Consider the following 22,613-nt stretch of genomic DNA (forward strand, 5'->3'; position numbering starts at 1 on the left):
TGTGCTTATATGTCTATACAATATAGGCGTCCAATTCGGGTTGTCCAGCCATGTCCGATTCGCGTTCCGCGCACTCCTTCCATGCCACCCATGCCCTGCTGTCCGACGGCTGGGCCGCCGACGTCCGCCTGCAGGTGCAGGACGGGCGCATCGCCGAGGTCACGCGTGGGCAGGCTGCGCAGCAGGGCGATACCCGCGTGGGCATTCTGGTACCGGGCCTGCCGAACCTGCACAGCCACGCCTTCCAGCGCGGCATGGCCGGCCTGACCGAGATCGGTGGCGGCGACGGCGATAGTTTCTGGAGCTGGCGTGAACTGATGTACCGCTTCCTGGCCCATCTGCGCCCGGATGCAGTGCAGGCCATCGCCGCCCAGGCCTACATGGAGATGCTGGAAAGCGGCTTCACCCGTGTCGGCGAATTCCACTACCTGCACCACGATGCCGATGGCCGCCCCTACGCCAATCGCGCCGAGATGAGTGTGCAGATCGCTGCTGCGGCCGCGCAGACCGGCATCGGCCTGACCCTGCTGCCGGTGTTCTACGCCCACGCCGATTTTGGTGGGGCGCCGCCGAACCCGGCACAGCGCCGCCTCATCCATGACGTAGACGGGTTCGCGCAGCTGCTTGATGGCGCCCGCACCGCGCTGGCCACGCTGCCCGATGCGGTGCTGGGCATCGCCCCGCACAGCCTGCGCGCGGTGACGGGCGAGGAGCTGAGCGCACTGCTGCCGCTGACCGATGGCCCGATACACATCCATATCGCCGAGCAGGTGCGCGAGGTCGAGGCCTGCCTGGCGTGGAGTGGCCGGCGACCGGTGCAGTGGCTGTACGAGCATGCCCCGGTGGATGCGCGCTGGTGCCTGGTGCACGCCACCCACATCACCGACGACGAGCGCGAGCAGATGGTCGCCAGCAAGGCCGTGGCCGGGCTGTGCCCGATCACCGAGGCCAACCTGGGCGACGGCCTGTTCCCGATGCAGGCCTTCGCGCGCGAGGGCGGACGCTTCGGCGTGGGCTCCGATTCCAACGTGCTGATCGATGCCGCAGAAGAGCTGCGCCTGCTGGAATACGGCCAGCGGCTGGCCCTGCGAGGTCGCAACGTGTTGGCCCCGGATGCCGGCCGCAGCACCGGGCGCTTCCTGTTTGAAGGGGCATTGCAGGGCGGTGCCCAGGCGCTTGGCGTGGCTGCCGGCCTGCAGGTGGGTGCCAGCGCAGACATGGTTGAACTGGATGCCGCGTACCCCGCGTTGCAGGCGCGACACGGTGACGCATGGCTTGACAGCTGGGTGTTCGCCGCACGTAATGGCGCGCTGCGATCGGTCTGGCGCCATGGCCGCCAGTGCGTGGCCGACGGCCGCCACCTGCAGCGCGAGGCCATCACCAGCGCCTTCGCCGCTGCCCTGCGTGGCGTGCTGGGCTGATCGCCTCCCACCATCGAGACTCCACCACGTGAAGGCCAGCAAGTCCGCCACGCTCAACCAGCGCATCCGCAGCGACCTGGAAAGCCGCATCCTCAGCGGAGAGTGGGCGCCGGGCTTCCGTATCCCGTACGAGCACGAACTGATGGAGCAGTACGGTTGCTCGCGGATGACGGTGAACAAGGTGCTGACGGCGCTGGCCGAGAGCGGCATGATCGAGCGCCGCCGCCGAGCGGGCTCCTTCGTGGCTCGGCAGCCACCGCATCTGGAGCAGGTGGCGCTGGAGATCCCTGACATCGCAATGGAGGTCGGATCGCGCGGACATCAGTACGGCTACCGGCTGCTGCAGCGTGAACTGCGCCTGGCCGAGGCAGCCAATGCCGGCGAAGTGGAACTGGCCGGCAGTGAGCAGTTGCTGGCGATGCGCTGCCTGCATCTGGCCGATGGCCGGCCGCTGGCGTTGGAGCATCGCCTGATCAGCCCGGTCGGCGTGCCCGAGGTGCTGGAGGTGGATTTCAGCACCACCGCGCCGGGCAGCTGGCTGCTGCAGAACGTGTCGTGGACGCGCGCCCAGCACCGCATCAGCGCCTGGGGCGCCGATGCGCCCACCGCCAAGCTGCTGGACGTGAAGCCCGGTACCGCCTGCCTGGTGATCGAGCGCCTGACCTGGCGCGGCGAACAGCCGATCACCCGCGTGCGACAGATGTTCCTGGGCGATGCCTGGGATCTGGTCGCCCGTTTCGCGCCTGGGGCGCGATAGGGGCGGACATCCCATTCGCCGTGGCGTTGCAGGCTCTGTCGTCTTGCGCTCTGTCGGTGCGTGTGTACGATGTGTATGGTTCCTGCATGAAAAGCAGGGACCTCATCCGGGAGCTGGAAGCGGCGGGCTGGTACTGCAACCGGATCCGCGGATCCCATCATGTATTCGTGCATCCGTACCGGCCTCACATCATCACCGTTCCTCATCCCAAAAAGGATCTGGGAAGAGGGTTGGTGCAGGCACTGCGGAAGCTTGCGGGACTGACGTAGGAGGCCCTCATGCGATATCCAGTCTTGATCGAGGCCGGTGATGAACGCACCGCGTGGAGCGTGATCGTGCCGGACCTGCCTGGCTGCTTCTCGGCTGCCGACACACTCGACGATGCATTGACGTCTGCCGAAGAGGCGGCACTGGCATGGATCGACGCCGCGCTGGATGCCGGCCGCTCGATTCCACGCCCTTCATCGCCACAGAAGGTGGTAGCCGAGGCCGGAGCTGCAGCAGGGTGGATCCTCGCTTACATCTGCATCGACCCTTCGTTGCTGGATGACACCATTGAGCGCGTCAACATCAGCTTGCCGCGCCGTGTCCTTGCGCGCCTGGATGCGCAGGCCAAGGCGGCCGGCGAGTCGCGCTCCAGTTACATCGCGCACCTGGCATCACGGGGCTGACGATACGGCGACCGGGCACGCGCCCGCCGCTACACCCGGCAGCCCATCAATACGTCGCGCACTGCCGCCAGCGCACCGGCTCATCCACGCCGGGGCGGGCGTTGAGCTGCACGCGCACGTTGCGCAGGGCGGGGTAGCGCAGCACTTCCTGGCACACGCGTGGCCACACCGTTTCCAGTTCACCGGTGCGGTTGATGGCCAGCGTCTGCCGGGTCAGCCAGACGCCGCTGGCGATACCGGATTGCCCCGCCAGCGCGCGGGCCAGTTCGGCCTGGTAGCGGTCCAGCGTGGCAGCGTCCGGGTTGGGATTGCTGCGCGTGTCGTCGCCATTCTGCGCCGCGGCTGCGGCGACCATGGGAGCGGGCGCATTCGCGGCGCTTTCCGGCGCGGCGGGCGTCGGCACAGGACGTGCAGCCGGCGGCGCTACAGGTGCAACGGCCGGTGCTGGGACCGAGTCCGCCTGTTCCGGGCGCAGGCCCTGCAGGCCAAGCCCGACCAGCAGGCCCAGCGTCACTGAGGCCAGTGCGGCAATGGCGATGCGGCGCAGCGCCTCATGGCGGGCGATCGCGCGCACGCGGGTCTCAACATCGGCCGGCAGGTAGGGCTGCAGCAGTGGCCACAGGCGCGGACCATCGATTACTTCCACTGCCTGCTTTTCCGCCGCGCCCAGGCCATCGCGTTCAACCCGGCCTTCGGTGATCAGCATGCCGCCCTTGGCGCCTGCCAGCCGCGCGGCAGCACCCAGTTCGTTCACCGCAGCGGTGCCGATGCGATAGGCCAGGCCGTGCTTGCACGATACCCGCCAGGTGTTCGGTCCATCGCTGAGCAGGAAATCGCTGCTCGGCTCACGGCTTTCCTCGCTCGGATCCTGCAGTTCACGCAGGCCGCGCTGCTCGCGCAGCATGCGCTTGATCAGCGTGGAAAACTCACGCCAGTGCATGCCCGCCAGGGCCTGCAGGCCCAGTTGCATTTCGGTACGTCGACGCTTGAACCACCACAGGTACACGGTGGCCAGGGTGCAGGTAAGCAGGGCCGACAGCAGGGCCAGAATCCAGGGAAGCATGCAGGGCGACGACGGAAGGGGCGAAAACGGAAGCCCACAGTGTAAAGGGCCGACCGGTTGATTGCGTCAGGGTGTTCCCGACAACAACCGTGATGCAGCCCGCAGATCTGCATGCGCCAGACACGAAAAAACCCGCCAATCCTGAAGCCGTGAGGGGAGGGAACAAACGGCAGCCGAAGCGATTGGCGGGTTCTACGCGATTGTCAACGAAAATTTATTGCGTTGCAACAAAGGCGGTTCAGGGCGTGCTGCCCGGCGACTGATGGCTGCCCGGCGAGGGGGCGTCCACGTCGGTGGAGGCACGGTGTTCGAGCTTGGCCAGGCGCGCGGTCAGGGCATCGATGCGGGCTTCCAGCGCGGTCACCTGATCGGCGGTCGGCACGTGCAGTCGCTTGAGTACGCCCTGCACCTGGTCATCGAAGGCCTTGTTGACCTTGTCCCAGGTTCCGGACGCCTTCTCGCGGGCTTCGTCCAGCGAGTGCTCGACGTTGTCGCGCCAGCCCGGTTCCTGCTCGCCGCTGCGTTCACGGCGGCGGGCCTCCCAGGCTTCGCCTTCCTTCACCAGGCCATCGAAGAAACGGCCTCCCTCTGCCTGCGCGCGCCCGAGGGCGCCCAGACCAGCCAGCCAGACCTGCTGTGCCGAATCGCTCAGCTTGCGCGAAAAGCGTTCTGCCTGGTCGCCGAAGCCGGCATCGTCGTCGCGGCGATCGTCATTCTCGTAACGGTTCATTGCATTCCCCGTGGGAGTTGGGCCTATCCCCGAGAGTAGCGCGGCGCGCCGTTGCTGGGCCGTGATGGCCGCAGCGCAGGTTCAGCCCAGCTTTTCCTTCAACACGCGCTGGATCTCGCTTTCCACCATGCCCTTCATTGCCGACAGCAGGAAGCCCAGCTTGGCCGTGACCCGCACCGCGCCCGGCTGCAGTTCGATCGCACCGTCCACGCCACTGCCGGAGAAATTCAGCACGTCGGCGGCCCACGACGACTTCAGGCCGAAGCGTTCGCCCAGCTTGGCGGCAACCTGCTCGATCGCTTCACGTGCCTGGGTGTCGGGCAGGGTGTGGGCGTGGCGGACATCGATGGTGGACATGCAGGCTCCTGGCGCAGGGCGGGGATCAATTGAGAGGGCGAGCATTGTGCGCATCGACGGCGCCCACGCCAAGCGCTCATCGCAGGTTCTTCTTCGTGGGCGGCCAACCTGCTAGTCTGCGCCGCGTGCAGAACCTGCTAGTTCACTTCAGTCAACAACAACAGCCCGACCAGCCGCTGCGGCCCGGGGTGCAGCGCATCGTGCGCCAGGCAAACGGCAGCGTGCGCCTCGGTGATGCCGGCAACGGCGCGCTGCTGCTTGCGCAGTTCTGCATGGACGACCGCGGCCTCTGGCTGCAGGTCGGCAACGGTATCCGTGGCATCCATGTGAATGGTCGCCCGGTGCGGCGCATGGCCCTGCTGAGGGCGGGCGACGCGGTCTACGTCGATGGCGTGGAAATGGTCCTGCAAGGCGAGGTCGACACCCTGCTGCAGGCACCGGCGCCGGCAGCCAACGTCGAAGGCAGCGGTGACGAGCAGCGCCTGCTGCGCGGTGTGGGCGGCCTGCACCACGGCCGCAGCTACCCCTTGTCGCGCGCGCGGGTGATCGGCCGTGGCAACGATGTCGACATCGAGATCGATGAGCCCGCCTTCGCCGAACAGCACGCGCGGGTGGAAGTCCATGGCGAGCGGGTACTGCTGCGCGACCTGGGCAGTGCCGATGGCACCCGGGTCAACGGCGTTGCCGTACGCCACTGCTGGCTGCAGGCGGGCGACCAGGTCGTGTTCGACGGTCAGCACCGGTTCGTGCTGGAAGTGCCGCACGACCCGCGCCGGCGACCGCCACTGGCCGATGACGAAGGCAGCGACGAAGCCGAACAGGCACCGGTGGTGCCGGTCGCCCCGCGTCGGGTGCGGCGCTGGCCTTGGCTGCTGGGCAGTGCATTGCTGCTGGCAGCCGTGCTCAGCCTGCTGCTCTGGTTCGGCGCGCGCTGAACTCGTTCCGCCGGGCATGGCCCGGAGCTACCGCCCGGACCAACCCGCTTTGGGTAGTGCCGGCCGCTGGCCGGCAACCTCGGTGAACCAAGGTGATTGCAGTTGCCGGCCAGCGGCCGGCACTACCAGTGCCGCCGCGGCAATGGATACGGATGCAACCAAATTTCCCTTGCGCCACAAGGCCGCAAGGCTGGTGCAGTGCGGCATACTAGGGGTCTTGCCCCACAGGTGTGCCATGACGCGCGCGTTCAACTTCAGTGCCGGCCCTGCAACGTTGCCGGAATCGGTCCTGCGCCAGGCGCAGGCGGAAATGCTGGACTGGCACGGTAGCGGTGCCTCCATCGTGGAAATGAGCCATCGCGGTCCGGAGTTCATGTCCGTGGCCGCCGAGGCCGAGGCCGACCTGCGTCGCCTGCTCGACATTCCCGAGGACTATGCGGTGCTGTTCCTGCCCGGTGGTGCCACCACCCAGCAGGCGTTGATCCCGCTCAACTTCGCCAGCCCCGGCCAGCGTGCCGACTACGTGGTCACCGGCCACTGGGGCAAGACCGCGGTCAAGCAGGCCAGCCCCTATGTGGACGTCAACATCGCCGCCAGCAGCGAGGCCGAAGGGTATCGCCAGCTGCCCGAGCGCGCCGGTTGGCAGCTCTCTCCCGATGCCGCGTACGTGCACATCACTGCCAACGAGACCATCCACGGCGTCGAGTTCCGTGATGTGCCCGAGACCGGCAACGTGCCGCTGGTGGCCGACTTCAGTTCATCCATCGCCAGCGAGCCGCTGGATGTGCGCCGCTACGGTGTCATCTATGCCGGTGCGCAGAAGAACCTGGGCCCGGTCGGCATCGCGGTGATGATCATCCGTCGCGACCTGCTGGAGCGTACTGGCCAGCCACGCGCGGACATCTTCGATTACCGCTCGCACGTCGCCCGCGATTCCATGCTCAACACCCCGCCCACCTGGAACTGGTACCTGGCCGGTCTGGTGTTCAAGTGGATGCTGGCCGAAGGTGGCGTGGTCGAGTTCGCCAAGCGCAACGCCGCCAAGGCCGCGCTGGTGTACGGCGCCATCGATGCCTCCGGCGGCTTCTATCTCAACGAGGTCGCCCATTCGGCGCGCTCGCGGATGAACATCCCGTTCTTCCTGCCCAGCACCGACCTCGATGCCCGTTTCGTCGCCGATGCCAAGGCCGCCGGCCTGCTGGCGCTGAAGGGTCACAAGGTGGTCGGTGGCATCCGCGCCTCGCTTTACAACGCCATGCCGCTGGCCGGGGCGGAGGCGCTGGTCGCCTTCATGGCCGATTTCCAGCAGCGTCACGGCTGAGCAATGAACGGCGCGCATCGTCGGGTGCGCGCCCCGCAACAAGGAATTCCGATGGCAAGCAAACCCAGCAAGAAGGCGTCGAAGAAGGCCGAGCCGGCCAAGGACAGCGCCACTTCCAAGCCCAAGGGCAAGTCGAAGGCAACCGCAGTGCCCACCCTGGCGCCACTGGCACTGGCCGATGTGCGTTCGAAGATCGACCAGATCGACCGTGACATCCAGAGCCTGATCGCTGAACGCGCACAGTTCGCCCACCAGGTCGGCAAGGCCAAGGGCAAGCTCGCCGCTGCCGTCGACTACTACCGCCCCGAGCGCGAGGCGCAGGTGCTGCGCATGGTGGTGGATCGCAACGAAGGCCCGCTCAGCGATGAGCTGCTGGTGCACGTCTACCGCGAAATCATGTCGGCCTGCCTGGCCCAGCAGGAGCCGTTGAAGATCGGCTACCTCGGCCCGGAAGGTACCTTCAGCCAGCAGGCCGTGCTCAAGCACTTCGGCCGCTCGGCGCTGGGCCTGCCGATGGCCAGCATCGAAGAAGTGTTCCAGGAAGTGGAAGCGGGCAACGCCGATTTCGGCGTGGTGCCGGTGGAAAACTCGGGGCAGGGCACCATCCAGATCACCCTGGACATGTTCCTCACCTCCAACCTGAAGATCTGCGGCGAAGTGGAACTGCGCGTGCAGCAGTACCTGATGTCGCGCAGTGGCCGCATCGAGGACATCGAGCGCGTCTACGGCCATCCGCAGTCGTTCATGCAGACCTCGGCATGGATGCGCGCCAACCTGCCCAAGGCCGAGAAGATCCCGGTGGCCAGCAACGCCGAAGGCGCGCGCCGTGCACGCAATGCCGACGATGCCGCGGCCATTGGCGGCGAGAGCGCCGGCCATGTGTACGGCCTGAAGAAGGTCGTCACCAAGCCGATCCAGAACGATGCCGACAACACCACCCGTTTCCTGGTGGTGGGGCGCAACATCTTCCCGACCTCCGGCCATGACCGCACCTCGGTGCTGGTGTTCATCCATGACAAGCCCGGCGCGCTGTTCGATGTGCTCAGCCCGTTCGCGCGCCATGGCATCAGCATGAACCGCATCGAGTCGCGTCCCTCGCACCACGGCAAGTGGGAATACGGCTTCTTCATCGACCTGGCCGGTCACATCGACGACGCGCCGATGCAGGCCGCACTGGCCGAACTGGAAGCGCACTCGGCGCAGATCAAGGTGCTTGGCTCCTATCCGGTAGCCGTGCCCTGATCCCTGCTGCGGCGGCTGCGGCCGCCGCCCCTGATGCACCGCCGGCGAGCCGGCGTTTACGGAACCATTCAACGATGAGCAACGCGCAGCACTGGATCGCCCGCAAGGGCCAGCCCCTGCAGGGCAGCCTGACCATTCCCGGCGACAAGTCGGTCTCGCACCGCTCGGTGATGTTCGCCGCGCTGGCCGATGGCACCTCGCATATCGAAGGCTTCCTGGAAGGCGAAGACACCCGCGCCACCGCGCGCATCTTCAGCCAGCTGGGCGTGCGCATCGAAACCCCCAGTGCGTCGCAGCGCGTCGTGCACGGCGTCGGCATCGATGGCCTGCAGGCACCCAGCGCACCGCTCGACTGTGGCAATGCCGGCACCGGCATGCGCCTGCTGGCCGGCCTGCTGGCCGGTCAGGCATTCGACTGCACGCTGGTCGGCGACGAATCGTTGTCCGGCCGTCCGATGCGCCGCGTCACCGGTCCGCTGTCGCAGATGGGCGCGAAGATCGACACCGAGGCAGACGGCACGCCGCCGCTGCACGTGCATGGCGGGCAGACGCTGCACGGCATCGACTTTGCCTCGCCGGTGGCCAGTGCGCAGATCAAGTCCGCCGTGCTGCTGGCCGGCCTGTACGCGCACGGCGAAACCAGCGTCACTGAGCCGCACCCGACCCGGGACTACACCGAGCGCATGCTGTCCGCGTTCGGCGTGGACATCGCGTTCTCGCCGGGCAAGGCCCGCCTGCGTGGTGGCCAGCGCCTGCGCGCGACCGATATCGTGGTGCCGGCCGACTTCTCCTCGGCCGCGTTTTTCCTGGTCGCGGCCAGCATCATTCCCGGCTCCGAACTGCGCCTGAAGCAGGTCGGCCTCAATCCGCGCCGTACCGGCCTGCTGCACGCGCTGCGCCTGATGGGCGCGGACATCACCGAACAGAACCCGGCAGAGCAGGGCGGCGAACCGGTGGCCGATCTGCTGGTGCGCTACGCGCCGCTGAAGGGTGCGCGCATTCCCGAGGAGCTGGTGCCGGACATGATCGACGAGTTCCCGGCATTGTTCGTGGCCGCTGCTGCCGCCGAAGGCCAGACTGTGGTAACCGGCGCCGCCGAACTGCGGGTGAAGGAATCCGATCGCCTGGCCGCGATGGCGACCGGCCTGCGCGCGCTGGGCATGCAGGTGGACGAAACCGAAGATGGCGCCACCCTGCACGGCGGCGTATCGCTGGGCAATGGCACCATTGAAAGCCACGGTGATCATCGCATCGCGATGGCCTTCGCCATTGCCGGCCAGATCAGCCACGGCGAAGTGCGCATCAACGACATCGCCAACGTCGCAACGTCCTTCCCGGATTTCGACGGACTGGCTCGCAGCGCCGGCTTCAACCTGGCCTGAGGTAGTCCCGGCGCCGCTGCGCGCGCCGGGCATGGCCCGGCGCTACCCTTCGGCGCCTGTTCCGGTAGCGCCGGGCCATGCCCGGCGGAATCCCAACGCGCGCGAAAAAAAACGGAGGCCGAGGCCTCCGTTTTCATTTCAGGCGTCAGCCGGTGATCAACGCTGTTCGGTACGGAAATCCACCGGCACGCGAACCACGCTGGCCACCGCACGGCCCTGATGCATGGCCGGCTCGAACTTCCAGCCCTGCACGGTGTTCAGCACGGCACGGTCCAGGTCGCGGCTGCGCTCACCACTGCGCGACACGATCGCAGCGTCGGTCACGTTGCCACGCGTATCCACGTTCAAGCTGGCAACCACGCTGCCCTGCACGCCACTGCGCAGCGCGGCGGCCGGATAGTTCGGCTTGCTGTTGCTGGCCAGCGGACGCGCCTCACGGTTGCGTACGGCCGGGGCTGCCTTGCGCTCGCTCTGCGCGGGCGCGGCCTGCCGCGCAGCGGGGGCGGGCGTGGTGGCAACCGGGGCTTCCGTGGCCGGCAGCATGCGCTCGCTTACCGGCGCAGGCGCAACGTCGTCATGGCTGGAGAAGCGCAGCCAGACCAGTGCTGCGGCGAACATCGCCACAATCAGGGCCAGCCACAGCCAAGGGGAGGTCGAGCGCGGCTCGAGCGCGCCGTCCTGCTGCAGTTGCGGCGAATGAAGGTTCTCGTGGGTGGTGGCAGTCATCGCAAACTCCTCACGTCAGTAACGACGCCCAGAGTGTTGCCCGAGGCGGCGTCGCAGCGTGTCAGCATTGCGTCAACGCAACCTGCAAGGTTCAGCTTTTCTGCGGGGAAGCGTTCAGTTACTGCGGCTTGAAGTCGAACGGCACTTCAATGCTGCCCGGCACCGGCTGGCCATTGCTGACCGCCGGGCTGAAGCGCCAGCGACGCACCGCGTCCGTTGCCGCGCGATCCAGTTCACGCGAACCGCTGCGCTGGATCACCGTCACGTTGTTCGGGTAGCCGGTGGCGTCCACCTCCACCCGCACCACCACGCTGCCCGCTTCACCGCGTCGCAGGGCGGCGGCCGGGTAGGCGGGCGGCGGCGACTGGCCGGCAATCGGCATCGGCTGCGCATTGGCGGTTGCCGGTGCCGCAGTGCCCGGCGCGGCCGGAGCGGGTTCAACCGTGGCCGGTGGCGGCGGCGGGGCGGTTTCCACCAGCTTCGGCGCATCTTCTTCGTCCGGCACCGGGGCCGGCTTGGCGTCTGGCATGTCGCTGGAACCGGCCGCTGCGGCCAGGGGTTCGGGCAGTGGTTCCACCTGGGCGGTTTCCTGCGGCGTCTGCGCGGCCGGGTCGGCACGGAAGAATTCCTTGTCGCGTCCGGTCAGCCAGACCAGCACGAACAGCAGGATGCCCACGCCGAAGGCGATGCCGGCGATCTTCAGGGCGTTGCGCGGGATATGCACGGTGAACGACTTGGCAGGCGACGGACGGGGAGCAGACATGGACCAGACCAGTACGGAATGCCTCGATTCTGCCACGGCCGGAATGAACCGGGCGGCAGAATTCCGTATAACAGGCGATAATCCCGTTCCTGTTACCCACCACGACGCCTGCCATGCTTGATCCAGCCCTGCTCCGCCACCAGCCCGCCGACCTCGCCGAACGCCTGCGCACCAGCCGCGGCTTCGAGCTCGACGTGTCTGCCCTGGAGTCACTGGAGGCCGATCGCAAGCGCATCCAGGTGCGTACCCAGGAGCTGCAGAGCCTGCGCAACAGCCGCTCCAAGGCCATCGGCCAGGCCAAGGCCAGGGGCGAGGACGTTTCGGCCATCATGGCCGAGGTTGCCGCGTTCGCCGATGAGCTGAAGGCCTCGGAAGTGGCCCTGGACGAGCTGCGCGAGAAGATCGACACGATCTCCATGGGCATCCCGAACATTCCCGCCGATGACGTACCGGCCGGCGCCGACGAGAGCGAGAACGTCGAGCAGTCGCGCTGGGGTACGCCGCGCCAGTTCGATTTCAAGGTGCTCGACCACGTCGAACTGGGCGCCCGCAACAAGTGGCTGGACGGCGAGACCGCCGCCAAGCTGTCCGGTTCGCGCTTCACCGTGCTGCGTGGCCCGATCGCCCGCCTGCATCGCGCCCTGGCCCAGTTCATGCTCGACCTGCACAGCGGCGAGCACGAGTACCAGGAAACCAACGTGCCGGTGATCGTCAACGCCGACAGCCTGTACGGCACCGGCCAGCTGCCCAAGTTCGAAGAGGACATGTTCATCACCCAGCTGGGTGAGCAGAAGCGTTACCTCATCTCGACCTCGGAAATCTCGCTGACCAACATCGCCCGCGACGAGATCCTCGACGCCGAGCGCCTGCCGCTGCGCATGACCGCCCATTCGCTGTGCTTCCGTTCCGAAGCCGGCAGCGGTGGCCGCGACGTGCGCGGCATGATCCGCCAGCATCAGTTCGAGAAGGTCGAGCTGGTTTCGATCTGCCGCCCGGAAGACAGCGACGCCGAGCACCAGCGCATGACCCGCTGCGCCGAAGTGGTGCTGGAGAAGCTGGGCCTGCCGTACCGCAAGGTGCTGCTGTGCACCGGCGACATGGGCTTCTCGGCCATCAAGACCTACGACCTGGAAGTCTGGCTGCCGTCGCAGGAGACCTACCGCGAGATTTCCTCGTGCTCGAACTGTGGTGACTTCCAGGCCCGTCGCATGCAGGCCCGCTGGCGCAACCCGGCCACCGGCAAGCCGGAGCTGGCGCACACCCTGAACGGCTCGGGCGTGGCCGTCGGCCGCGCGATGATCGCGGTGATGGAGAACTACCAGAACGCCGACGGCAGCATCACCGTGCCCGAAGCCCTGCGCCCGTACATGGGCGGCATCGAAACCATCGGCTGATCAGCCGGTAGCGCCGGGCCATGCCCGGCGGCCTTTTGATGGGTGCCGGCCATGTCGGCACCGCATCCACGCATGGCGTGGATCTACTGAGGCGGTGCGGCATCCACGCATGGCGTGGATCTACTGACGCGACGCTGCATCCACGCATGGCGTGGATCTACTGAAGCGATGCTGCATCCACGCATGGCGTGGATCTACTGAGGCGGTGTGGCATCCACGCGCTGGAGGCTTGGGCTTTGCAGTAGATCCACGCCATGCGTGGATGACGCAATCCATCAACCTGCTATGCGCAGCTTCTCCAGCGGTACCCAACCGGCCTCGCCAGCCGCCGGCACACACCACGCCCACCCATTGAGCGTGCGCACGCCGCGCAGGTGCTGCCCCGGGTCCACATCAAGCTCCCGTGCGCAGTAATCCTCCGTGGCAAACGCGCCACCCTGCGCATCGCGACCGATCACCGGCGCCGGCACGAACCCCGGCTGCTGTCCCTCGGCCTCGCACAGAAACCAGTCCTCCCAACCCTCGGGCCCCTCATAACGATCGCCCACCACCAGCGCCTGCCCACGGTGCAGGGTGATCGGGTGCGGAAATTCGCTGCGGTGCGCAGCCATCACGATGTAGTCCATTGCCCCATGGTGGCAAAAAAAAGCGGCCCCGCAAAAGCAGGGCCGCCAGGGTGGGCCGGGATGGGGGAGGGGATCCCGGCCCGCGTTCAGCGCCCAGACGAGGGAGAGAGGCGCCGAACGCTGGAACGTGTTACGCCGCTGCCACTTCCGCCGTCTCATGCGACGGCAGCGCTGCCAGTGCACCGGCAATGGCGTCTTCGCGATGCTGCGGCGAATAGGCGATGCCCTCGGCACGCACGAACTCGATGTCGTTGATGCCCCAGAAGGCAAACGTCTGGCGCAGGAAGGGCTCCTGGAAATCCGCCGGCGAATCGGTATAGATGCCGCCACGGCTGCTGACCACGATCACCCGCTTGCCACCGGCCAGGCCCACCGGGCCGTTCTCGGTGTACTTGAAGGTGCGCCCGGCCACCGCCACGCGGTCGATCCAGGCCTTCAGGGTGGAGGGCACGCTGAAGTTGTACATCGGCGCACCGATCACCACGATGTCTGCGGCCAGGAACTGCTCGAGCACCTGTTCAGCATCAGCGGCCTCGACCGGGTCGGTCTTGGCCAGCGAACCGCTGCGCAGATGCGGTACCGGATTGGCGTCAAGATCGCGATAATCAACCTGCAGGCCGTTGATCTGCTGCTTGAACTGGGCCACCACGGCGGCGGTCAGGTGGCGGGAGACGGAGTTGTCGCCAAGCACGCTGGCGTCGATGTGCAGAAGCTTCATGGCAGTACCTATGTTCGGGAGAGGTGGCGGGCTTGCCGCCGACGGAGAGAACGATAGGTTGTTGCATCGACGGGATAAAGGTGGTTGAATGCCACGTATTGTTCTACCAATGGAACTCGGGTATGCATGACCTGAATGATCTGTACTACTTCGCGATGGTGGTCGACCACGGCGGTTTCGCCGCCGCCGAGCGCGCACTGGGCATCCCCAAGTCGCGCCTGAGCCGCCGTATCAGCCAGCTGGAAACCGACCTGGGCGTGCGCCTGCTGCAGCGCTCCACGCGCCGCTTCGCCGTCACCGACGTCGGTACCAGCGTGCACCGCCACGCCCAGACCATGCTGGCCGAGGCGCAGGCCGCGCGCGAGGTGGTGGACCGCCTCAGCGCCGAGCCGCGCGGCCTGGTACGCGCCAGCGTGCCGGTGTCGCTGGCGCAGATGCAGCTGCCCAAGCTGCTGCCCAAGTTCCTCGAGCAGTACCCGAAGGTGCGGCTGCAGCTGAACATCAGCAACCGCCGCGTGGACATCATCAACGAAGGCTACGACGTGGCCCTGCGCGTGCGCTCGCGGCTGGATGACGACGGCAGCCTGGTGATGCGCAGCTTCGGCCAGGTGCAGGAACTGCTGGTGGCCAGCCCGAAGTACCTGGACCGCGCCGGTCGCCCGAAGGACCCGGAAGAGCTGGCGAACCATGTCACCTTGAGCATCAGCGAGGACGAAGCGCGCCAGCGCTGGGAACTGCATGGGCCGGAAGGCGCGGTGCGCCGGGTGGACCTGCAGCCGCGCGTGGCCGGTTTTGACTTCCCGCTGCTGCAGAGCATGGTGAAGGACGGTTTCGGCATCACCATGCTGCCGGAAACCGTCTGCGCCGATGCCGTGCGCAACGGCGAGCTGGAAGTGGTGCTGCCGGACTGGTCGCTGCCGCAGGGCGTGTGCCATGCCGTGTTCGCCTCGCGTCGCGGCCTGCTGCCGGCGGTGCGGGTATTCATCGACTTCCTGGCCGAACACCTGCCGCCGCAGCTGGAGGCCTCGCGCCTGGATTGCGGTGGCGCCTGCGAGAAGGCCAAGGAGCGGATCAAGGCCAGTGCGCTGGGTGCGTTGGCGGTGGACGCGGGCTGAGGCCTGCCTCCGACGGAACAACGGTCTTGGGCAAATCGCCCGGCCGTGCGAGAATGCGTGCCCGGCCAGCAGGCTGGGCCGATACGGAGAGATGGCCGAGCGGTTTAAGGCACCGGTCTTGAAAACCGGCGAAGGGTTAAACCTTCCGTGGGTTCGAATCCCACTCTCTCCGCCAAGAATGCAAAAACGCCCCGAAAGGGGCGTTTGCATTTGTGCAGCAACGACACAATGTCGTCAGAACGCAGGCTCGATCACCGGAGAAGAATCAACCGTCGGATAGGAAAGCCGATACTTCCGCGTGGTGTCCACATCCACGAGGATCTCGATGGAGCGTCGCCTGGCGATCGCAGCCTTGGTCACGCCCAGCGCGCACAGGCCGGGGGCCTCAAGCACCGTTGCGGTCATCAGATGCCGACCTGGCTTCAAGGCAAACGTCACCGTTTCAGCAGTGTTGAGATGGGCGGCCATCTTTTCGTCAACCATGACGCCCACGGCGCACATTCCGTTGATCGCACCTATATCGCGTGTCACTACGACATTGCCGGTTGAAGGCCCCTGATCGGCCAGGGGGAATGCCCGCTCAGCGGGCACTGGCCTTACGTCAGCGACCTCGGGCTGCCGAGTAGGCAAGGCGCAGCTCGTGGCCAGTAGTGGAACGGCGCACATCGCGGTACGCATCATGATCTTGGCGGTTCTGCGATACATGCTTCCCTCCCTGTAGAAAAGACCTGTCCCAGCGCGAAAGCTCGCTCTGTTGGCGCGACTTTACAGGAAGCTGAGGTACCGTCGTCCATGGCTCTACAGGAACGTCGGTTTTCGCCAGCAGGTCGCCTTAAGTAACTCTGAGTTTGACTATCAGATGGGTGTTTCGCTGATGAATTCTGCCGGGAGGGGTATCGATCCACACCGCCTTCGAATGACTGCATTCAGCCCATGCGCATCGCCGCTTGCGTCTGCTCCTGGGCGTGGTCGTGCTGCGCGACCTGCTGAGCCTGCGAAACTTGCTCGACCTTGGCAAGCGAATGCTCTACGGGCGTGTTGACCGCCTCGCTGACCGCCACCGATGCGCGCAGGTGTGCCGGGTTGTTGAGTTCGCCCTGCACGACGAACATGCGCGGGCCAGACTCGTTGCTGGGCGGGTTGCCCAGTACCACATGATCCACGCGCTCCAGCCGGTTGCTCTTGGCCGTTGCCAGCAAGCTGGCTGTTACCCGCTCACTGGTTTCATCGAAGCTGCGCCCGTGCTTGGCATCCACGGCGGATACGCCGTCGCGAATCTGCAGGTAGAGCGAATGGTCGGGGTGGCCTTCCTTCCTGGGATCCAAACCTGCCTTGTCCAAGGTGGATTCGATGCTTTGCTGCAACGGGCTCTTGGGAGAGAAGCCCGGATTGCTGAGAGAGGGAGAGCCCTTCTCAGTTGAGTCCTGTGCCATTCGCTCACCGGGTTTGAGCGCAATGCGGGGCTGCTGCTCCGCTTCGGCCTCGCGGCGAGCGTATGCGCCTGCATCCTCGGTGCCACGCAGGTAATTGATCCCGTCGCGCAGGAGGCCAGGTCCACCGCCTGCAAGCACCGTGACTCCCGCGCGCAGTTGATGGATGTCACTGCGATAGTCGGCAATCCGGCGCAGGTCTTCAGGATCTGTAACCCGGGCATTGGGGTCATCCAACACGGACTGCACTGGCCCCTTGTCGGTCATGCGGTCAAGGAAATGAACCATTCGATGGGAGTCACCCAGCTGGACCGCCACGGCAGCGGAGATGGCGTGGCCGCTCCTCAATCCGGGTGCTATGAGGGACGCGACGCGTTGGCCCTGCTCGGCATTGCGAAGAACCTCGAGTTCCTTCGGGAGCGCGTACATCTCAACCTTGCCGTAGTGCGGGCCGCCAGCGCTGACCAGGTCGCCTGCCATCACATGGTTGGTGAAGGGCGCCGCATTGGCGGGTTGGCCTTCGGGCATGCGGTACGCCAACCCGGCAGCACCGTAAGGATTGAAGGCATCGCCAGGGAGGTTGTAATGGTGTGCAGTGATCTGTGCGAGCGCGCCACCCAGTGAATGGCCGGTGACGTACACGGCCCCAATCCCCCTTTCATCGGTCAGCTTGATAGCTTGCCGGGTCAGTGCCAGGGCGTCGTCGAGTTGTGCGTTGATTCTCGCGGTAACCATCGCAGCGTCGATGCCGCCATCAAGCAGTGCCTGACGATCGAACTCGGTGCCGCGATGGGCAATGATGACTTCGTCGGTTTCAACTTTGCGATAGACAATACCTTGGTAGCCGGTGCTGGAATCCCGTCTAGCCAATATCTCGTACTCGATTCCTGCAATGGTGACGGACGTAGCATCCGGAGATAGCTCATTGTAGGCATGGTCCGAGAGCGTGGCGCTGGTAATAGGGTTCATGGAGCGTCTCCTTGAATCCGTGTGGAGATCTCAATTGGGAAGTACTTCGGGTGATCAGCGAGTGGGCGCTTATCGAACATAGTCTTAGACAATGTCCACGCCCGTTCAGGTGTCTGCCCTGGGATCAGGGGTTTTAGTGCCTTCTCTACGTAAGTAGTAGAGCCTCCTTCCTCTTCAATTCTCCGGAAAGAGACGCCGACTGTTGCGTAGATTGAGCGCCCATCAATGATCATTGGGAATGCAGCTTGCAGGGTGTTTGGCGTCCATTTGCATGGGCCACGCCCGTAATAGTCAGCGACCGCCATCCCATCTTTGAACGCTGTGGTGGTGAAATCGGTTGGGCTGACGCGCTGTACCTGCAATTGAACAGAGTGCCACTTAGGTTCGTAATGCACGCCCTCGTAGTTGTTGATCGGGGGGAGGCAAAGCGGGTCTATCTCGTACAAGACGGTTACTTTTGGGGTTGGGACGTCCACAGGCGCGTCATGGACCCGGATCACAATCGGCAGCGCATCCTTGGGTGCGGGATTCTCGCGGTAGACCGGGTACGAGCGTTCCTTGTTGCAGCCCGGAACGGCCAGGGTGATCAACGCGATCAATGCCACGTGTGGAAGAGCTGGAAGAAATTTCAGCATGAGCGGTCCATGTCGCTGATTGAAGTACTACGGGGGTAGGCTTGTACAGGGCGACTACGGAGCGTGGTTCTCAAAGCGTGAAACCGCAGACAGGGCTTGCCTGATCGCTTGTGGGCCCGACACGGGGTTCCGTTGTGGGACACGGCGCCTTGCGCCAGACCTGGGGGCAGACGCGACAGCCCTAGTCTCGCTGACTGTTCATTTCCATGGCCTTCATCCATCCGACCCGATGATTCGGGGCTTTGCGAGACGATGTTCACCGGCGCTCCATTGCTCTGCGTCATCTGACTATACGGCCCGCATCGGTTGGGCTCCAAGGTCTCGACCCTTCATGCCAAGGTATGAGCGCTGGATCACACATTCAGAATGCCTTACCCCATGGCTATTTTCCGATGGCGGCGCAGATGATTGAGGCGCGAGAGCCTGCGGAGCCATTCGGATGTCTACGGCAATGCGTACCCGCAGAAGTTGGCCCATTCCGTCGTCATGCGGCGCCTCTTCACCAGCACTGAGCCTCGCTTGAAGGCGGCCTGGCCTTGTCGTAGATCTGGCGCGCTTGACGGTCTCGGACAGGACGTCCGGGGGGCAAGGTAGAGCCCACCTGTCGCAGCGACCTACGAGCGGTCGCTGACGATTCAAGAGCGTTGGTTCAGGCGCGTTGAACCTTCCGCCCCTTGACGAGCCGCGCCGTGGCCAGGCCCAGCGCGACCAGTCCTGAGGCAATGGCCAGCCATAGCATCAGCAGTGAATTATCAGTATCTCCGGCGGCCACCGCCACGGACGGATCGTGGAGGTAATAGCGGATATCAATCTCCTCGGCCTCGTCGGAAGCGCGCATCTGATTGCCGAGCCTGTTGGATACCGCAATCTTCTCCACCCGCTCCTGGCCGTCTTCAGTTTCGAACTCGACATTCAGGACGAAATTGTTCTCTCGCCCCTTTCGCTCGTCCCAGGTGACTTCGGTGACCAAGCCCACGGCATCCCGCCCGTCGAGCCCGTCGGTAAGGGCATGGCGATGATGGTCTTTGTAGGCCACCACAGAGAGTGCGATAGCCACACCAGCGGCGACGAGAATGTTGCGCCAGGAAGTGAAATTCACGGTCAGCTCCAAATCGATTGAAGCAGGCGACCTTACTGACATGAGAGGTAGCGGACTTGATGGCCGTGGAGTAAGCGCGTCACTTGGTGGCCTTTGAGCCCTTGCGGTGGAAGCGTTTTCTGTAAGTATCCACGACACCTTGGCGGGTCGACACACCAAGCGCAGACGGGGCAGATTGCGACGTTCTGCGCATTGAGGATAGGTGTGCCCGTATCTCGCAGCGTTTCGCGCGGTACGTGTCGCTTTTGACAACACGCTGCGTATGGCCCGTCCAGATCCTCAGCGGTTTCTGGTATGCAAAGTGCGCCATTCAATGCGCAAGTCGGCATCTCATGACGCAACATCCGCAAGTACGCACTGATACAAGCTTTCCTTGCTTTTCATCGCCGTCGCAACGAGTCAACCATGGCCTCGCCAAGGCACCTGCCTAGGCCGGGATTGGCGTCCCGAACTTACGTATCACTACGGATCGTGTTGCAGCCGCAACTGTAATCACGACAATGCACCGTCTGCCAGTCCATGGCGGGCGGTGCGTGGGGATCTCTCGATCCGCCGGCTTTAGTGGTACGTATCCGGCACGCCAACCCGCACCGTCCGCCACCTTGCATCTGCAGGTGGCCACACCGTGAGGTTGCCGCCATGTCTGACCTGCTTCCCGACTATCCCCGTCTGCACGCGCTGCTCGGCGATTCCGTGCGCGATCTTCCCAATGCTCTCGCCGAAAAGATGGAAGACGCACTCAGCGATGTCGCCGAGTCCGCGCCTCCCTCTGCGTTCTTCACGTTCCTGCAAGGCCACGGCAAAGGCCATCGTGCGGACGGCACACCGTGGTCCGAAAACCGCCTCACGCCCGGTCGTGCTTTCGACTTGGCCTTGGCCACTCGAAGCGCATCGGGCATCACCGCGCTCACTGCCATGTTGCACGCCGCACACGTAGCGCGGGAGAACGACGATCCGGGCTCCTATCCGTCAGCAGCGCTGGTCGATGGTCTGTTTGATGCCTGCGAGGCGCTGTCACTACAGGTAGAGCGCTGTCTTGACCCTTGACTTGCCGGCGCATTGCCACGGACAGGATGAGGGCGGTGAACCCGTGCTCCCCGCCCTCTGATCCGCTGGACTCTCAGGTAAACTCCGGGAAAACGATCTGGGGAAATGGATGAGGAACGTCGTAGCGCTGACATTTGCAGCCGCTCTTTTCTCGCTGGCCGGATGCTCTACGGTGCCAGTGACGGAGGCCCAGGCCAAACCGATCCCTTCCGAGCGGGTCTACCTGCCGCAGTACTTGCAGAAGTCTGCTGAGCGCTCGGCGACGATCTATATCAGCCGTGACAAAGGTTACTTTGGCTCCGGTTGCTCGCATGACATCTCTCTCAACAACGAGAAGGTGATGGCAATCAGGCAGGGCGAGGCAGCCACGCTCCATGTTGTTCCGGGAGCCTACTTCCTCAAACTGGAAACGGGCGGTGGTCTCTGCCCGAACATTTCCACCTCGCAGAATCTGACGCTGGGCGCGGGCGAGCGTCAGGTGTACCGCGTGCTGCTTCCCTCCGACGGTAATCTTCGCCTGACCCGAGACCAGTAAGTTGCGGGGCATTTTCCCGGCAAAGCCGACGCGCTGCCTCTTGTAGCCCTTGCACGGATCGCAGAGGAACATTCCCCGATGGAATTCCAGCACCGGATAACCTGGTCAACTGGATGTTTCGAAGCCACTGCCCTCAGGGAGGGATGGCGTTTCGATGCCAGTCAAGGACTTTGGCGGATCGACATCAACCGGGTAGAAGCGCACCTGCAGAAGGATCTGGCCGCCCAGGAGTTCGGTACCGCCGTTACCCGTTTCATTTTCGGATTTGAGATGCATCGCATGGGCGGTGTGCTGGACGATGAAGCCGTTCTGCAATCCATGGCGGCGACACGCGATCTGACGCGCTATTACCGATCCAAACACGCGTTCCTGGCGGTTGGTCAGCTTGAATGGACGCAGGTCTGCCATCTCGATGCAGTCGCTCAATGGGTTGCCTATAGCTCCACTCTACTGTACGCGGTCGACAACTGGAGTCGCCAGTCACGCAAGCCGAAGGACTTTGACGTCTCCTCATTCCGTACAGCGATTCAGCAGAGCCTGCAGGCGCTGACAGAGGATCAATACGCTGTCGATCCGGAATCAATGGACCTTTCACCGCCCGAGTGGGATGAAGCTGGTCGATTCATTCATCGGAACCTGGATCCCGGGTCGCTCGATCGTTGAGCAGTCTGTGAACCGGAGGACCGAGGTCACGCCGACTTCGGAAGTGTTCGAAATGCCTGAAGGGATATTCCCGGGGCCTGTTCCACCGATCTCAATCTTTCTATAGTGGAGCCAAACTCTGCAATGGAATGGCCCGATGCACCCGATGTCCTCCGGCCGGTGCCTGGCACTCGCAATCGCCGTCGCTGTGAGCGCCAGTGCCTGCGCACGACCGCCATCCACCGAACACGAAAGGAATCCCGCCATGCCTGGCGCAACGCAGACCGGTCGTACCCTCAACGGCCACACCTACACCGACGCGCCCGTGGATGTGAAGCTGGGGCCGAATACCTTCCGCATCCCTGCCAATTATCTGGACAGCCAGATTGCGCCTTGGCCCGGTGAAGGCGTTTCGCTGGTCATTGAATGGCCGGACATGACGCCGACGTTGCCGGGGGCGCGGGCTAATCCAAGGACCAATGACTTCCGCAAGGAAATTTCCGTTCGGATCAATTACGTTGATCGCGTTCCCATCGAGGGCTTGATGGAGCGCTACGCGTCCAACGAGGCTCTTACCGAGGCGGATTCGGTGGAACGCGGAGATCCCAGGGATAGGCTCGATCTCCGAATCCCGCTGTCTGAGACGATGGGGTTGACGCCGTACGCCATCGACGAGGCGGCAATGAAGGAGTTCGCAAAGCGCTACGAGGCGCGATATGGGAAGGCTCCCGTCCGGAATCCAGCTTACGAAAGGGACTGGTACGTCGCACGCCAGGCCGATGGCCGTATCAGCACGTTCATCAAGTGTGATGCCGAGGACTTTCGTCAGGACGGCGTGCGGCTGGAGGGTGATCAGGTGATCAGCGTGCAAGGTGAGGTTGCCGCCGGCTGTGTTCACTACTTCGTGGATGGTGACAACAAGCTCTCCGTCACCCTGGACTACAAGAGAGCCTTCCTGAAGGACTGGAAGCGTATGGAAGACGCTATCAGAGATGTCATCACGCGCACCCGATCCAATTGATCCAAGGAAGGATT

General features: G+C 64.8%; 25 protein-coding genes and 1 tRNA gene. 15 read left to right on the forward strand and 11 right to left on the reverse strand.

The features are described 5' to 3' along the window. Positions 1–50: 50 nt before the first annotated feature. The 4 genes from AC3WTC_RS03105 (at position 51) to AC3WTC_RS03120 (ending at position 2,849) form a co-directional block, all read left to right on the forward strand. Positions 51–1,421, forward strand: a complete 1,371-nt coding sequence (locus AC3WTC_RS03105) for a formimidoylglutamate deiminase (RefSeq protein ID WP_492710528.1) — start codon at positions 51–53, stop codon at positions 1,419–1,421. A 28-nt stretch (positions 1,422–1,449) separates the two neighbouring features. Beyond that, complete coding sequence (gene hutC, locus AC3WTC_RS03110) at positions 1,450–2,178, forward strand: histidine utilization transcriptional repressor HutC (protein WP_059064582.1); 729 nt, start codon at positions 1,450–1,452, stop codon at positions 2,176–2,178. Between the two features lie 86 nt (positions 2,179–2,264). Further along, positions 2,265–2,447 carry a type II toxin-antitoxin system HicA family toxin gene (locus tag AC3WTC_RS03115; RefSeq protein WP_080278327.1) on the forward strand — a complete coding sequence of 61 codons (183 nt, stop codon included), beginning with the start codon at positions 2,265–2,267 and terminating at the stop codon, positions 2,445–2,447. Positions 2,448–2,456: 9 nt separating this feature from the next. Then, the gene (locus AC3WTC_RS03120) at positions 2,457–2,849 is read left to right on the forward strand and encodes a type II toxin-antitoxin system HicB family antitoxin (RefSeq protein ID WP_100436547.1); all 393 of its coding nucleotides are present in this window, start codon (positions 2,457–2,459) and stop codon (positions 2,847–2,849) included. 46 nt (positions 2,850–2,895) lie between these two features. Here the strand turns inward: AC3WTC_RS03120 and AC3WTC_RS03125 are convergent, their stop codons facing one another. The 3 genes from AC3WTC_RS03125 to AC3WTC_RS03135 all read right to left on the reverse strand — a co-directional run bounded on the left by AC3WTC_RS03125 (position 2,896) and on the right by AC3WTC_RS03135 (position 4,999). After that, a complete protein-coding gene (locus AC3WTC_RS03125; RefSeq protein ID WP_025876983.1) occupies positions 2,896–3,912 on the reverse strand; it encodes a restriction endonuclease in 1,017 nt (338 codons plus the stop codon). Between the two features lie 238 nt (positions 3,913–4,150). Beyond that, complete coding sequence (locus tag AC3WTC_RS03130) at positions 4,151–4,642, reverse strand: phasin family protein (protein ID WP_025876984.1); 492 nt, start codon at positions 4,640–4,642, stop codon at positions 4,151–4,153. An 81-nt stretch (positions 4,643–4,723) separates the two neighbouring features. Further along, positions 4,724–4,999 (reverse strand): polyhydroxyalkanoic acid system family protein, encoded by a 276-nt coding sequence (locus AC3WTC_RS03135; RefSeq protein WP_025876985.1) that lies wholly within the window; start codon positions 4,997–4,999, stop codon positions 4,724–4,726. A gap of 125 nt (positions 5,000–5,124) precedes the next feature. On the opposite strand from AC3WTC_RS03135, the gene AC3WTC_RS03140 reads away from it, so the two are divergent. The 4 genes from AC3WTC_RS03140 (at position 5,125) to aroA (ending at position 9,879) form a co-directional block, all read left to right on the forward strand. Next, positions 5,125–5,934 (forward strand): FHA domain-containing protein, encoded by an 810-nt coding sequence (locus tag AC3WTC_RS03140; RefSeq protein ID WP_481446295.1) that lies wholly within the window; start codon positions 5,125–5,127, stop codon positions 5,932–5,934. Positions 5,935–6,169: 235 nt separating this feature from the next. Continuing rightward, positions 6,170–7,255: a 3-phosphoserine/phosphohydroxythreonine transaminase gene (gene serC / locus AC3WTC_RS03145; RefSeq protein ID WP_492710533.1), complete on the forward strand. Its 1,086-nt coding sequence runs from the start codon at positions 6,170–6,172 to the stop codon at positions 7,253–7,255. A 51-nt stretch (positions 7,256–7,306) separates the two neighbouring features. Further along, on the forward strand, positions 7,307–8,497 hold the full coding sequence (gene pheA / locus AC3WTC_RS03150) for a prephenate dehydratase (protein ID WP_025878757.1): 1,191 nt from the start codon (positions 7,307–7,309) through the stop codon (positions 8,495–8,497). Between the two features lie 74 nt (positions 8,498–8,571). Then, a complete protein-coding gene (gene aroA, locus AC3WTC_RS03155; protein WP_492710535.1) occupies positions 8,572–9,879 on the forward strand; it encodes a 3-phosphoshikimate 1-carboxyvinyltransferase in 1,308 nt (435 codons plus the stop codon). Between the two features lie 156 nt (positions 9,880–10,035). Here aroA and AC3WTC_RS03160 read toward each other — a convergent pair whose 3' ends face one another. Further along, on the reverse strand, positions 10,036–10,605 hold the full coding sequence (locus AC3WTC_RS03160) for an energy transducer TonB (RefSeq protein ID WP_059064579.1): 570 nt from the start codon (positions 10,603–10,605) through the stop codon (positions 10,036–10,038). Between the two features lie 118 nt (positions 10,606–10,723). After that, on the reverse strand, positions 10,724–11,368 hold the full coding sequence (locus AC3WTC_RS03165) for an energy transducer TonB (RefSeq protein ID WP_025878754.1): 645 nt from the start codon (positions 11,366–11,368) through the stop codon (positions 10,724–10,726). A gap of 113 nt (positions 11,369–11,481) precedes the next feature. Here AC3WTC_RS03165 and serS point away from each other — a divergent pair, with 113 nt between their 5' ends. Continuing rightward, the gene (gene serS / locus AC3WTC_RS03170) at positions 11,482–12,762 is read left to right on the forward strand and encodes a serine--tRNA ligase (protein WP_140227344.1); all 1,281 of its coding nucleotides are present in this window, start codon (positions 11,482–11,484) and stop codon (positions 12,760–12,762) included. A gap of 275 nt (positions 12,763–13,037) precedes the next feature. Here serS and AC3WTC_RS03175 read toward each other — a convergent pair whose 3' ends face one another. Further along, positions 13,038–13,388 (reverse strand): SH3 domain-containing protein, encoded by a 351-nt coding sequence (locus AC3WTC_RS03175; protein WP_492710538.1) that lies wholly within the window; start codon positions 13,386–13,388, stop codon positions 13,038–13,040. Positions 13,389–13,518: 130 nt separating this feature from the next. Next, entirely contained in the window at positions 13,519–14,106 is a 588-nt protein-coding gene (locus AC3WTC_RS03180) for an FMN-dependent NADH-azoreductase (RefSeq protein WP_492710540.1), read from the reverse strand. 122 nt (positions 14,107–14,228) lie between these two features. On the opposite strand from AC3WTC_RS03180, the gene AC3WTC_RS03185 reads away from it, so the two are divergent. Both AC3WTC_RS03185 and AC3WTC_RS03190 read left to right on the forward strand, forming a co-directional pair. Then, a complete protein-coding gene (locus tag AC3WTC_RS03185; protein WP_025878750.1) occupies positions 14,229–15,221 on the forward strand; it encodes a LysR family transcriptional regulator in 993 nt (330 codons plus the stop codon). 85 nt (positions 15,222–15,306) lie between these two features. Beyond that, positions 15,307–15,396, forward strand: a tRNA-Ser gene (locus tag AC3WTC_RS03190). Between the two features lie 59 nt (positions 15,397–15,455). Here AC3WTC_RS03190 and AC3WTC_RS03195 read toward each other — a convergent pair. The 4 genes from AC3WTC_RS03195 to AC3WTC_RS03210 all read right to left on the reverse strand — a co-directional run bounded on the left by AC3WTC_RS03195 (position 15,456) and on the right by AC3WTC_RS03210 (position 19,354). Next, the gene (locus tag AC3WTC_RS03195; RefSeq protein ID WP_140227306.1) at positions 15,456–15,926 is read right to left on the reverse strand and encodes a hypothetical protein; all 471 of its coding nucleotides are present in this window, start codon (positions 15,924–15,926) and stop codon (positions 15,456–15,458) included. Positions 15,927–16,147: 221 nt separating this feature from the next. Further along, the gene (locus AC3WTC_RS03200) at positions 16,148–17,620 is read right to left on the reverse strand and encodes an XVIPCD domain-containing protein (protein WP_140227305.1); all 1,473 of its coding nucleotides are present in this window, start codon (positions 17,618–17,620) and stop codon (positions 16,148–16,150) included. After that, complete coding sequence (locus AC3WTC_RS03205; protein WP_088100247.1) at positions 17,617–18,255, reverse strand: hypothetical protein; 639 nt, start codon at positions 18,253–18,255, stop codon at positions 17,617–17,619. Before AC3WTC_RS03205 ends, AC3WTC_RS03200 begins: the two co-directional genes overlap by 4 nt. 649 nt (positions 18,256–18,904) lie before the next feature. Then, on the reverse strand, positions 18,905–19,354 hold the full coding sequence (locus tag AC3WTC_RS03210; RefSeq protein WP_492710544.1) for a hypothetical protein: 450 nt from the start codon (positions 19,352–19,354) through the stop codon (positions 18,905–18,907). Positions 19,355–19,993: 639 nt separating this feature from the next. Between AC3WTC_RS03210 and AC3WTC_RS03215 the strand changes: the two genes are divergently transcribed. From AC3WTC_RS03215 to AC3WTC_RS03230, 4 genes are all read left to right on the forward strand, one after another. Then, entirely contained in the window at positions 19,994–20,401 is a 408-nt protein-coding gene (locus AC3WTC_RS03215; RefSeq protein WP_492710546.1) for a hypothetical protein, read from the forward strand. Positions 20,402–20,510: 109 nt separating this feature from the next. Next, on the forward strand, positions 20,511–20,936 hold the full coding sequence (locus AC3WTC_RS03220; protein ID WP_025878744.1) for a hypothetical protein: 426 nt from the start codon (positions 20,511–20,513) through the stop codon (positions 20,934–20,936). A gap of 78 nt (positions 20,937–21,014) precedes the next feature. Then, positions 21,015–21,599, forward strand: coding sequence for a hypothetical protein (locus AC3WTC_RS03225; protein WP_025878743.1), 585 nt, complete (start codon positions 21,015–21,017; stop codon positions 21,597–21,599). A 136-nt stretch (positions 21,600–21,735) separates the two neighbouring features. After that, positions 21,736–22,599: a Smlt3025 familytype IV secretion system inhibitor gene (locus AC3WTC_RS03230; protein ID WP_492710549.1), complete on the forward strand. Its 864-nt coding sequence runs from the start codon at positions 21,736–21,738 to the stop codon at positions 22,597–22,599. Positions 22,600–22,613: the final 14 nt, after the last annotated feature.

Source organism: Stenotrophomonas sp. FW305-C-20-S1 (assembly GCF_058783335.1).